The 11,986-nt window shown below is 68.1% G+C and carries 11 protein-coding genes; 6 read left to right on the plus strand and 5 right to left on the minus strand.

Going from position 1 to position 11,986, the window contains the following annotated elements; all coding sequences use genetic code 11:
- Nucleotides 1-61: 61 nt before the first annotated feature.
- Genes AB0J95_RS26410 through AB0J95_RS26420 form a run of 3 tightly spaced genes read right to left on the minus strand, consistent with a single transcriptional unit; the run spans nt 62 to nt 3,017 of the window.
- Nucleotides 62-1,018, minus strand: a complete 957-nt coding sequence (locus AB0J95_RS26410; protein ID WP_364763050.1) for a hypothetical protein — start codon at nt 1,016-1,018, stop codon at nt 62-64.
- 46 nt (nt 1,019-1,064) lie between these two features.
- Nucleotides 1,065-1,313: a hypothetical protein gene (locus AB0J95_RS26415; RefSeq protein WP_364763053.1), complete on the minus strand. Its 249-nt coding sequence runs from the start codon at nt 1,311-1,313 to the stop codon at nt 1,065-1,067.
- A 12-nt stretch (nt 1,314-1,325) separates the two neighbouring features.
- Nucleotides 1,326-3,017, minus strand: a complete 1,692-nt coding sequence (locus AB0J95_RS26420) for a sodium:solute symporter family protein (protein WP_364763772.1) — start codon at nt 3,015-3,017, stop codon at nt 1,326-1,328.
- A gap of 384 nt (nt 3,018-3,401) precedes the next feature.
- Between AB0J95_RS26420 and AB0J95_RS26425 the strand changes: the two genes are divergently transcribed.
- The 4 genes from AB0J95_RS26425 to AB0J95_RS26440 are packed head-to-tail and all read left to right on the plus strand — an operon-like array spanning nt 3,402 to nt 9,376.
- Nucleotides 3,402-3,947 carry a (2Fe-2S)-binding protein gene (locus tag AB0J95_RS26425; RefSeq protein ID WP_364763056.1) on the plus strand — a complete coding sequence of 182 codons (546 nt, stop codon included), beginning with the start codon at nt 3,402-3,404 and terminating at the stop codon, nt 3,945-3,947.
- Nucleotides 3,944-4,885 (plus strand): xanthine dehydrogenase family protein subunit M, encoded by a 942-nt coding sequence (locus tag AB0J95_RS26430; RefSeq protein ID WP_364763059.1) that lies wholly within the window; start codon nt 3,944-3,946, stop codon nt 4,883-4,885. The genes AB0J95_RS26425 and AB0J95_RS26430 overlap by 4 nt, the downstream gene beginning before the upstream one ends.
- Nucleotides 4,882-7,050, plus strand: coding sequence for a xanthine dehydrogenase family protein molybdopterin-binding subunit (locus AB0J95_RS26435; RefSeq protein ID WP_364763062.1), 2,169 nt, complete (start codon nt 4,882-4,884; stop codon nt 7,048-7,050). The genes AB0J95_RS26430 and AB0J95_RS26435 overlap by 4 nt, the downstream gene beginning before the upstream one ends.
- Nucleotides 7,051-7,060: 10 nt before the next feature.
- Entirely contained in the window at nt 7,061-9,376 is a 2,316-nt protein-coding gene (locus AB0J95_RS26440; protein WP_364763065.1) for a caspase family protein, read from the plus strand.
- Between the two features lie 49 nt (nt 9,377-9,425).
- On the opposite strand, the gene nucS is transcribed toward AB0J95_RS26440, so the two are convergent.
- Nucleotides 9,426-10,085 carry an endonuclease NucS gene (gene nucS, locus AB0J95_RS26445; RefSeq protein WP_364763068.1) on the minus strand — a complete coding sequence of 220 codons (660 nt, stop codon included), beginning with the start codon at nt 10,083-10,085 and terminating at the stop codon, nt 9,426-9,428.
- An 84-nt stretch (nt 10,086-10,169) separates the two neighbouring features.
- On the opposite strand from nucS, the gene AB0J95_RS26450 reads away from it, so the two are divergent.
- Both AB0J95_RS26450 and AB0J95_RS26455 read left to right on the plus strand, forming a co-directional pair.
- Complete coding sequence (locus AB0J95_RS26450) at nt 10,170-10,676, plus strand: hypothetical protein (RefSeq protein WP_364763071.1); 507 nt, start codon at nt 10,170-10,172, stop codon at nt 10,674-10,676.
- Between the two features lie 12 nt (nt 10,677-10,688).
- A complete protein-coding gene (locus AB0J95_RS26455; RefSeq protein ID WP_364763074.1) occupies nt 10,689-11,222 on the plus strand; it encodes an NUDIX hydrolase in 534 nt (177 codons plus the stop codon).
- Here AB0J95_RS26455 and AB0J95_RS26460 read toward each other — a convergent pair.
- The gene (locus AB0J95_RS26460; RefSeq protein WP_364763077.1) at nt 11,186-11,932 is read right to left on the minus strand and encodes a helix-turn-helix transcriptional regulator; all 747 of its coding nucleotides are present in this window, start codon (nt 11,930-11,932) and stop codon (nt 11,186-11,188) included. The two genes, AB0J95_RS26455 and AB0J95_RS26460, sit on opposite strands and share 37 nt — an antisense overlap.
- Between the last annotated feature and the right edge of the window lie 54 nt (nt 11,933-11,986).

The raw sequence follows: 11,986 nt of genomic DNA on the forward strand, positions 1-11,986 counted from the left end.
CTCCACCGTTGGTTGGCTCGTGCCAGATAGTCCTACCCCAACGGGAAGCGGCTGCTCAAGATCAGGAGGAGTTCACCTTCGTGGCGACTGCTTGGGCAGCGGGCAACAGCTTCGCGCAGGGGTCCTCACCGGCCTGCGCGGGCGTCCGTTCGTAGGAGACGTTGACGTTCTCGGTCCGGTTGCCTGCCAGCTTGCGGTGCACCCACTCGATCTGGCACCGGTTGGGCGAGATGTTGTCCCTGAACTGAGCCGCGCCCTTGACCTTGTCGGTCAGGTCCACCTTGGCGGGCTTGCTGGCGCTCTGGGTGTCGAACGGGTCGAAGGTGAAGCCGGTGTAGCGGACGTTGACCTGGTTGTCCTTGCCCTCGAACGTGCACACCCGGATGCCGTACGGGCTCTTCTTCGGCGTGGTGCCCAGCGCGGCCTGCGCGGCGGCGTCGTCCAGGTCCGCGCACGGGTCGCGGGAGACCAGGCTGCCGGCCGGGACGTCGTACTTGGGCGGGTTCTCGGCCAGCCGCTTGATCACGCTCTCGATCAGCTTGCCGGACGCGTCACAGGGCTTGCCGCCCTCCCAGAACGCCAGCGCGGTGACGCCCCGGTCGGGGTCACGGCTGGTCACCGCGTTCTCGGTGCAGCCGGTGTCGGTCGGCGACTCGAACACGCTCAGCCCGCCGATCTGCTTGCCGCCCTGCTTGGGCACGCCCAGCAGGGCGTTGCCGAGCTTGACGTTCAGCGTGATGTCGGCCTTGTTCGCCTTGTCCTTGAACCGGGTCTGGCACTCGTTGTAGTTCGACCGGTCCTTGCTGCCGGAGGTCTTCGTGCCGATGCTCGCGACCAGGTCGTCGGTGAGCAGCTCGCACGGGTCGATCGTGCGCAGCATCTCGGGGGTGAACGAGCCGGCCGTCTTCACCGTGGTGCGGTTGGTGACCTTTTTGGACAGGTCGACCTGACCGGCGCAACCGGCCAGGGTCAGCCCGCACACCAGCGCGAGGGCGATCTTCCGAGCAGAACGAGACACAGCGTGCACGGTAGCGACCGTCACCGGCCCGTGTTCACCGAACTCGTCATTTCACCTCGTCGTCCCCCTCTTCGGGTGGCACAGCCTCGGGAACAACCGGCCGCAGCGCCGCCCACACCCCGAAGAACGCGGTCAGCAGGAGCAGCACGATGCCCATCCAGAGGTTCACGTTGAACCCGCCGGTCTTCACCCGGTCGGCGTCGGTCTCGAAGCCGATGCCCAGCACGAGCAGCACGACGCCGTAGATGCCGAACAGCAGCGCGATGATCCAGCGCAGGTCGAACAGCCGTCCCATGGGTCCCCCTCCTCACCAGAAGATGATGTTCAGCGCCACGGTCAGCACCAGCGCGCCGCCCGCGAGCACACCGGGCCGCCGGTACCAGCCCTCGCCGCGCTCGCGCCAGGTGTTCCTGGGGGTCAGCGACCAGACCAGGCCCTTGAGCTCCTCGTCCGGTTTCGGTCTGGTCGCCAGCGACACCAGCACGCTGACCACGATGTCCACCACGAACGCGACCCCGGCGCCGACGAAGCTGGGCCCCTGGCTCTTCGGGTCGCCGAACCAGCTCACCGCGCCGGAGTTGGCCAGGATGAACACCATCAGCGCCGAGACCGTGCCCGCGACCAGGCCGGACCAGCCCGCGGCGGCGGTCATCCGCTTCCAGAACAGGCCGAGGATGAACGTGGCGAACAGCGGCGCGTTGAAGAACGAGAACAGGGTCTGCAGGTAGGTCATGATGTTCTCGTAGCCGGCGGCGATGAACGCGGTGCCGATCGCCGCGACCACGCCGATCACCGTGATCAGCCGGCCGAACCGGAGGTAGTAGCCGTCCGGTTTGTCCTTGCGGATGTAGGTCTGCCAGATGTCGTAGGTGAAGACGGTGTTGAAGGCGCTCACGTTCGCGGCCATGCCGGCCATGAACGAGGCGGCCAGGCCGGTGATCGCGATGCCGAGCATGCCGTTGGGCAGCACGTCCCGGATCAGCAGCTTGATGGCGTCGTTGAACTGCACGTCGGTGGTGGCGTCCGGGTTGGCCGCAAGCGCTTGCTTGGCCTGCATGAGCTCCGGCGAGAGCACCGCGGCGAGCATACCCGGGATGACGATCACCAGTGGCAGCAACAGTTTCGGGTACGCACCGATCAGCGGGGTGCGCCGGGCCGCGGACATGTTGCGGGCCGAGAGGGCACGCTGGACCTCGGCGAAGTTCGTGGTCCAGTAGCCGAAGCTGAGCACGAACCCGAGGCCGAACACGATGCCCAGGACGGACAGCGTGGCGTTGCCGATGCCGGTCAGGTTGGTGCCCGGCCAGGACGACAGCTCGTTGGCCTTGTCGGCGATCTTGGCCGTCAGCCCCTCCCAGCCGCCGACCCGGTGCAGGCCGACGATGGTCAGCGGCACCAGCATCGCCACGATCACGAAGAACTGCAGCACCTCGTTGTAGATCGCCGCGGACAGGCCGCCCAGCGTGGTGTACGCCAGCACGATCGCCGCCGAGACCACAATGGACACCCACAGCGGCCAGCCAAGCAGCACGTTGACCACCGAGCCGAGCGCGAACAGGTTGATCCCGGAGATCAGCACCTGGGCGGTGGCGAAGCTGATCCCGTTCACCAGGTGCGAGGCCGCGCCGAACCTCCGGCGCAGGAACTCGGGCACGCTGCGGACCTTGGAGCCGTAGTAGAACGGCATCATCACAAGCCCGAGGAACACCATCGCCGGGATGGCGCCGATCCAGTAGTAGTGCACGGTCGGGATACCGAACTGCGCCCCGTTCGCCGTCATCCCGAACACCTCGACCGCGCCGAGGTTCGCGGAGACGAACGCGAGTCCGGTGACCCACGCCGGCAACGACCGCCCGGACAGGAAGAAGTCCAGGCTGCTGGACACCGATCGGCGCGCCATGAACCCGATCCCCAGCACGATCACGAAGTAGACACCCAGCAGGACGTAGTCGACCGCCTGAGCGTCCAACCGGAGGTTCGCATCAGCCAACAGCACGATGTCAACGTAAGTCCTACCGGCTGTGTCCGCATGACAGCCGGGCGTCCACCCCGGCCGGTACAACTGCCCACACGCCCATAACGCCTCGGTTTCGGTGTTCTACCAGCGCTAACAGTGGCCCGTCCGAGCCGACAGGACTCACGCATACCCACCGATCGGGAGAGGCGGTAGGGAATGGGTGAACGAGTGGCGGTCGTCGTGCGGGTGGTGCGCAGGCCGGTCCGGGAGCTCCTGGCGGAGTTGCGGGACCGCCGGGACCGGCACATCACTGTCGAACCAAGATGACGTGGCGGATGCCAGCCACATTTCCACTGGCGTAAGTAGGTGAATCACCAGCCGGCCGCTCGGTTGGATCCGGTCAACTCCAGACAACCGGGAGGTCGGATGCCCAGCCGGAGAACTGTGCTGCAAGCGGGCGGTGCGACGGTGGTGACCGCGCTCGGGCCGCCCGGTCCGGCGGCCGCCGAGGCCCCGGCTCGCGAGATCGCTCTCAAGGTCAACGGCGAGGTGCACAAGGTCGCCGTCGAGCCCCGCGTCACGCTGCTGGACGCGTTGCGCGAACGGATGAACCTCACCGGCGCCAAGAAGGGCTGCGACCGGGGTGAATGTGGAGCGTGCACGGTGCTGGCCGACGGGCGCCGGATCAAGTCCTGCCTGACCCTCGCGGTGATGCGGGAGGGCGAGGAGATCACCACGATCGAGGGTCTCGCCTCCGGTGACCGGCTGCATCCGGTGCAGGAGGCGTTCATCCGGCAGGACGCGTTCCAGTGCGGGATGTGCACGCCCGGCCAGATCATGTCGGCGGTCGCGGTGATCCAGGAGGGGCACGCCGGGTCGCCGGACGAGATCCGCGAGTGGATGAGCGGGAACCTCTGCCGCTGCGCGTGTTACCCGAACATCGTCGCCGCGGTGCGGGACGCGGCCCGATGAAGGACTTCGCCTACACCCGCGCCCGTTCGGTGGCCGAAGCCGTGAGCTCCCAGGGCAAGTTCGTCTCCGGCGGCACGGACCTGCTGAACCTCATGAAGGATGGCGTTGAGTCGCACGACCTCATCGTCGACATCAATGGTTTGCCGTTGCGGGGCATCGCTGTGTCCGGCCCGGTGCTCTCGATCGGCGCGCTGGCCCGGATGAGCGATGTGGCCTCGCATCCGCTGGTCCGACAGTCGTTTCCGGTGCTGTCGGAGGCCTTGCTCGACTCGGCTTCCCCGCAGATCCGCAACATGGCCGCGGTCGGTGGGAACTTGTTGCAGCGCACCAGGTGTGGATACTTCCGGGATATTGCTTCGCCGTGCAACAAGCGGGTGCCGGGCAGCGGCTGTCCGGCTCTCGATGGGGAGAACCGCGGGCACGCGATCTTCGGCGGCGGCGACCAGTGCATCGCCGTTCACCCTTCGGATCTGGCCGTTTCCCTGCTGGCACTGGACGCTTCGGTGCGGACGTCGAAACGGGTGGTCCGCCTCGATGACTTCTACCTCACGGATCCAGTCCGGGAAACCGTCCTCGAACCCGGTGAGTTGATCACGGCGATCGAGGTTCCGGTTGGCCGATTCACCTCGCGGTACTTGAAACTCCGTGACCGCGCGACTTTCGAGTTCGCCGTAGTGTCGGTCGCGGCGGCTTTGGACCTGCGCGGCCGTCGCGTATGTGATGCGCGGTTGACGTTCGGCGGGGTCGCGCCTCGACCATGGCGATCCACTGCCGCCGAGGATGCGTTGCGCGGTAAGGATCTCAGCGCGGCCACCATCGCCGCGGCGGCGAGCGCGGCCGTGCGCGGGGCGGTTCCAAGACAGCACAACGGGTTCAAGGTGGAGCTGGTGCAACGGGCGATCAAGGCGCTCTTGACGGACCTCGGGAGTGTGCGGTGAAGCAGATCGCCGGGCTGCCGATCGACCGGATCGACGGCCGCGCCAAGGTCACCGGCGCCGCCAAGTACACCGCCGACACCGACATTCCCGGTGTGCTGCACGGGGTTCTGGTGCTCAGCACGATCGCCCGCGGGAAGATCACCAGCATCGACACCGGCCGGGCGAAGTCCGCGCCGGGCGTGGTCGACGTGTTCACGCACCTCAACACGCCTCGCCTGACGCTGTTGCCGTTCTTCCCGTACACCAGGGGTTTCATCCCCATGCAGGACGAGATCATCAACCACGACGGGCAGCCCGTGGCGATCGTCGTCGCGCAAACCCTGGAACAGGCCCAGTACGCGTCCACTCTCGTGGATGTCCGGTACTCCCAGGAGGTGCCCAAGGCTGTTCTCGGCCAGGTCGCGGGTACCGAGTACGTTCCTGACCCGGCTTTGGGCGAGCCCAACGAGTTCACCCGCGGCGACGTCACCTCGGCGGCGGCCGATGTCAAGATCGACGCGAACTACTCCAGCCCGACGCACCACCACAACCCCATCGAAACCTCGGCTTCGCTCGCGGTCTGGCAGGACGGCAAGCTCACCGCTTACGAGACCGCGCAAGGCATCCAGTTCAGTCGAGGCGTCCTGGCGTACTCGCTTGGCGTGCAGCCCACCGATGTTCGCGTCCGCACGGCTTACCTCGGCGGCGGGTTCGGATCGAAATCCGTTGTCCTGCCGCACACTCTGCTCACCGCCGCCATCGCCCGGGTGCTGGGCCAGCCGTTGAAAGTCGTGCTCACCCGGGCCGCGATGTACACCTCGACCGGGCACCGATCCGAGTTCCGCCAACGGGTCGCGTTGGGTGCGACCAAGGACGGCAAGCTGACCTCGTTGATCCAGACCACGACCCAGCAAGCATCCCGGACCGACGAGGTCACCTACAACCCGACCCGGTCCGCGCGAATGCTCTACGCGGTGCCGAACCTTCAGGTGCGCCAACAGGTCGCGGCATTGGACCGGCCAGGCGCCGGGTTCACGCGGTCGCCGGAGACCGCGGCGCACTTCGGGTTGGAGACCGCGATGGACGAACTGGCCTACGCGGTCGGCGTGGACCCGCTGGAGCTGCGGCTGCGCAACTACGCCGAGGTCGACCCGGAGACCCGTCAGCCGTTCACCAGCCGGTACCTGCGGGACTGCTATCGCATGGCCGCCAACGCTTTCGGCTGGTCGCGACGGTCGATGAAACCGGGGTCGACGCGGGATGGACAGGAGTTCATCGGCTGGGGCATGGCGACCGAGGCACACAGCTCGTTGGCGTTCCCGTCGTCGGCGTTGGTGCAGATGAACGTCGACGGTACCGTGCTGGCCCAGAGCAGCACGCAGGAGATCGGCACCGGCACGCTGACCGTGATGACGCAAGCGGTTGCGGAGATCATGGGCACCACCGTGGACGCGGTCACGTTCCAGCTCGGCGACTCGGACCTGCCGGCCGCGTCCTGGTCGGCGGCCTCGGCGACGGTCAAGAGCGTGGTCGCCGCGCTCGACAAAGCCGGAAAAGCCGTGCGGGACAACGTGATCAAGCTTGCCGTGGCGGATGCGCGTTCACCGTTGTCCGGTCTCGCTGTTGACCAGGTCGAGGCCGAGCACGGTCACCTGTTCGCGACCGGCGACCGGTCCCGGCGGGACAGTTACCTGGATGTCATGTCCCGGCACGGAAACGTGGTCGCCACCACCGCCCAGACGCCCAGCACTCCCGGCTACACAACAGGTGCGGTGTTCGTCGAAGTGCGAATCGACCCCAGGTCCGGCCGCGTGCGGGTCACCCGGGCGGTCGGCGCGTACGACCCGGGCCGCGTGATGAACCGCAAGACCGCGCGCAGCCAGGTGATCGGCGGGATCACCTGGGGCATCGGGTTCGCGCTGATGGAACAGACCGTCGTGGACCAGCGGACCGCCCGGATCGTCAACCCGAACCTGTCCGGGTACCTGATCCCGGTGAACGCGGACGTCCCGGACATCCAGGCGCTTTTCGTGGACAAACCCGACCCGGGCAGCCCGGCGCTGGGCGCCCGCGGCTTCGGCGAGGTGCCGATCACCGGGGTGCCGGCGGCGATCGGCAACGCGGTCTTCCACGCCACCGGCCGGAGGATCCGCGATCTGCCGATAACGCAGGACAAACTGCTCTAGGATCCCTGGCGTGCCGGGAAAGCGGACAGCGCTGCTGCTCGTTACCGACACCTATGCCGAAAAGGCGTTCGGCGATCTTCAAGCGCCACAAGCGGACGCGGAGTCGCTGGAGTCGGTGCTCAGCGACCCGGACATCGGCGGCTACGAGGTCGAGACGCTGACGAACGCCCCGTCGCACGAGGTCCGGCGGCGCCTGAACCAGGTGTTCGCCGAGGCCTCGCGGGACGACCTGGTGTTGATCTACGTCTCCGGGCACGCGGTGAAGGACGAGTCGGGGCGGCTGCAGCTGGCCACGACCGACACCGAGCGGAAACTGCTGGCAGCGACGGCGGTGTCCGCGGGTTTCGTGCGTGACCTGATGGACGCGAGCCCGGCGCGCAAGGTCGTGATCTGGCTGGACTGCTGCTTCAGCGGCGCGTTCCCCGCGGGCACGGTCGCCAAGGCGGACACCCACGTCGACGCGATCGACCAGTTGTCCGGCACCGGATGCGCGGTGATGACGGCGTCCACCGCGATCCAGTACGCCTTCGAGCAGGGCACGAGCTCGGTGTTCACCGACGCGATCGTGCGCGGCCTGCGGTCCGGCGACGCGGACCTCAACGCCGACGGCGTCATCGACGCGGCCGAGCTGTACTCCTACGTCCACGACGAGGTGAAACGCCGCTCCCCCGCGCAGACCCCCACCCGCAACGACCAGGTCACCGGCGAGCTCTACATCGCCTTCGGCAAGCGCGGCCCGCACATCGACCTGCGCCTGCCCGCCGAGATCCGGGCGGCCCTGGTGAGTACGTTCCCGCAGGTCCGGCTGGGTGCGATCACGACGTTGACCGAGCTGGCGGCCACTGGTGACCAGGTCGCCGCCGAGGTGCTTCGCAAGCTGGAGACCGACGCCGATCCGGATCTGGCCGCGGCGGCCTCGGCGGGCCTGAAGGCGATCCGGCCGGTGCGGCGGCGGATCCCCGAGGCCTCGCACGACCTTGACACTCCTGCCGTGGTCGGCACGGCCGAGGGCTTGTTCGTGCTGGCGTTGCTGGGGTTGAGCATCTGGCTGATGCGCGAGGTCGACGAGCTGGTCGAGGGTCCCTGGTACCTGAGCGGACTGGTGTTCGTCGCGGTCGTGGCGGTGTCGTGGCGGTTCATCCCGGCGCACTGGCAGCGGCTGGTCAGTTCGGGCGACGGGCTGCGGGCGTACGGCGCCCGGCAGGGGGCGGAGCTGAAGTGGACGGACATCAGCCGGGTCACGCTGATCCCGTTGCCCTCGTTGCGAACCAGGCTCCTGGTCCGGCTGGCTTCCACAGCCCCTTCGGCACTGAATGGCCTGGTCCGCGACGGGGTGTGGGAGATCGGCGAGGTCAAGGAGAACGCCACCACGCTCGGCCAGACGTTACGCCGGGCCGCGCCTTCGTCCGTGACGATCGCGCGGCGCCGGGCCGCGGCACCGAAGTACCGTGGTTTCCGTTGGCGCGCCAGCGCTGTGTGGGTGGCGGTGCTTGCCGCGGTGACCCTGTCCATGCACCTCTACACCCACTCGAACGATCCGTCTACTTTGGACCTCGCCGGGTGTCAGATCGCGGATGTGGCGTACGCCAAGGTGTTGGCCGTCGCGTGCCGTGACGCGCCGATCCAGTTGTGGGACGACGGCGCCCAGCGGCTTGGTGATCTCACCGGCGACACCGGCAAGCTGGACGACATCGTGTTCAACCCGGACGGCACCCTCCTGGCCGGCGGCAGCCTGTCCGGAGAGGTGCGGATCTGGTCGGTGGGCAGCGGTTCCCACGACACCCTTCGCACCGAGGGCGACCCGGTGCAGGCGCTCACGTTCAGCGGCGACAGCACCATGCTCGCGGTGGCCACGACCAGCAACGTCGTCGTCTGGAACGTCAGGACCCGGGCGCAGCTGTTCACCATCCCGGTGCGCACCACCCTGGTGAAGTTCAGCGCCGACAGCCAGACCCTGGCGATCCCGGCGGCCAATGGCTCGCTGTTCTACGACCTCAAGGGCAACAGGACCAAGACCTTCCCCGGCACCACCCTCTGGGCCACCGCCAACGCGGGCGGCGGAGTCTCCATCTACGACGTGACCAAGTACAACGCCGTGACCACCTTCGCCACCGACGAGGCCGTCCAGCACCTCGCCTTCGGCCCCAACCACACCTTCGCCACCTACGGCACCAGCAAGTCCATCCGCGTCTGGGACACGACCGCCCTCAAAGCCCCCACCAAAAGCCTGCCGGCCCCCTCCGTCGACCGGCTCCGGTTCAACACCACCGGAACCCGCCTCGCCGTCGCCAACTACACCACCATCTCCCTCTACATCCTCGACTGAGGGGTTAGGCCGGTCAGAACCGGCCTAACCCCTCACGAACGGGTCAGGGTCAGAACAGGCGGAACTCGTCGGATTCCATGCCGCGGAGGGCGTCGTAGTCGAGGACGACGCAGCGGATCCCACGGTCCTCGGCGAGTGTCCGCGCCTGAGGCTTGATCTGCTGGGCGGCGAAGATCCCGCGAACCGGAGCCAGCAGCGGGTCGCGGTTGAGCAGCTCCAGGTACCGGGTGAGCTGTTCCACGCCGTCGATCTCACCCCGGCGCTTGATCTCCACGGCGACGGACGCACCGGTGTCATCGCGGCACATGAGGTCGACGGGGCCGATGGCGGTCGGGAACTCGCGGCGGACGAGGGTCCAGCCTTCGCCGAGGGTGACGACGTGCTCGGCGAGCAGCTCCTGGAGGTGGGCCTCCACGCCGTCCTTGATCAGGCCGGGGTCGACGCCGAGGTCGTGTTTGGTGTCGTGCTGGACTTCCTCGATGGTGATGATCAGCTTCTCGCCGGCTTTGTTCTGCACCGTCCAGGTGTCCGGCTCCTCGGTCAGCCAGCAGGGTGGGCTCATCCAGTTCAGGGGCTTGTAGGAGCCACCGTCGGAGTGCACGAGCACCGAACCGTCGGCTTTCACCATCAGCAACCGCAGCGCCATGGGCAGATGCGCGGTGAGCCGTCCAACGTAGTCGACCTGGCAGCGAGCAATCACAAGACGCACCGGGGCAGGGTACGCCAGCCGCGTGCACCGAGCGTGTGGTGGCGCGGCCCACCATCGGGCCCTCATCCGGATAGGGGAGGTCCCATGCGTTTGTTCCTCGCGGGTATCGCGCTGGTCCTGCTGGCCGCGTGCAGCCCGCAACCAGGCACGGTCACCGCGGCCTCAGGCAAGGCGACGACGACCACGAAGGCCGAGAACCCCACCTGGGGCAAGCGGTTCACCTGGTCGGACGGGCTGGCCATCGAGGTCGCCGCGCCCGCGGTGTGCAAGCCCGGCGAGTTCGCCGCGCCGCCGAACGCCGCCCGCGCGGTGAAGTTCAAGATCACCATCGTGAACGGCACGGACAAGCCGTTCGAGGCCGCGATGTTCACCTTCGGCAGCGACGCCCAGTTCGACGGCGCCAAGGCGGAGACCATGTTCGACTCGGGTGGTGGCTGCGGCAACGGCGGCCTGGAGTCCGGAACGGTCATGCCGGGCAAAACGTATACGTACGAGATCGCCTACGCGGTCGGCGCCAAGCCCGGTGAGATGCAACTCGTCTTCGAACCGCACCTGGGCCAGGACAAGGCGGTGTTCGCCGGGCAGGCCTGAGAGGATCTGCGCATGCAGAGGATCGACTCCCGTGAGGTGTACGCCAACGCGTGGATCAGCGTCCGCGAGGACCGGATCACGCACGCGGACGGCTCGCCGGGCATCTACAGCGTGGTGGACAAGCCGAACTACGCCCTGGTCATCCCGATGGACGGCGACCGGTTGCAGCTGGTCGAGCAGTTCCGCTACCCGCTGGGCCTGCGCCGCTGGGAGTTCCCGCAGGGTTCCGCGCCCAACCGGCAGGACGCCGACCCGCGTGAGCTGGCCGAACGCGAGCTGCGCGAGGAGACCGGGCTGCGGGCGGGCACGCTCACCGAGCTGGGCCAGCTGGACGTCGCTCCCGGTCTGTCCAGCCAGCGCGGGCACGTCTGGCTGGCGACCGACCTCACGCAGGGCGCGCACGAGCGGGAGCACGAGGAGCAGGACATGCGCACCGCGTGGTTCGACCGCGCCGAGTTCGAGAAGATGATCCGTGCCTCCGAGATCACCGACGCCCAGTCGGTCGCCGCCTACGGCATGCTCCTGCTGTTCGAACGGGCGAAGTAGCGGCCCGGGGACACCCCGGTGACCCGGCGGAACGCGACCACGAACGCGCTGGGTGTCGCGTAACCGACGCGGCGCCCGGCCGCGGTCACCGTGTGGCCGTCGGCCAGCAGCGCGATCGCCTGGCTCAGCCGCAGCCGGGTCCGCCACTCGTCGAACCCCATCCCGGTCTGGGCGCCGAACAGCCGCGCCAGCGTCCGTTCGCTCGCCCCCACCTGACGTCCCCACTCCGCGAGCGTGCGCGTGTCCGCGGGGTCTTCCTGCAGGGCTTTCGCGACGCCGGCGGCCCGGTCGTCCACTGGCATCGGCAGCTGGATCGGCGCTACCGGGACGGGCACGAGCAGGTCCTGCAGCACCGCCTCGGCCCGTTCCCGCGGCTCTTTGCCCAGGTCAGTGCCCAGATAGCTGAGCAACGGGCCGAGCAGCGGACCGACGTCGACGACGGTCGGGACCTGCCATTCGACCAGGTCGCGGTCGATCAGCAGGCTGCGCATGGTCGTGCTGCGCGCGGACCCGGTGGTGTGCTTGGTGTGCCTGGGAATCCACAACGCCCTGGCCGGCGGCAGGATCCAGCTGCCTTCCGCGGTGGCGATGGTGAGCACGCCGTCCTCGGCCCAGTTGAGCTGGTGCTGGTGGTGCGTGTGCCAGCCGAACTGCGTTCCCGGGAGCAAGTCGAGCGTGCCCACGACGATCTGGTGTCCGGTTGACAACATACTGTGGCAGTCTAGTCCGTATCGGCCGTGTCGTTTCTGGCTTTACCGTGCGGT

This window comes from Actinocrispum sp. NPDC049592, from assembly GCF_040675465.1.
In the GTDB taxonomy this organism is placed as follows: domain Bacteria; phylum Actinomycetota; class Actinomycetes; order Mycobacteriales; family Pseudonocardiaceae; genus Kibdelosporangium.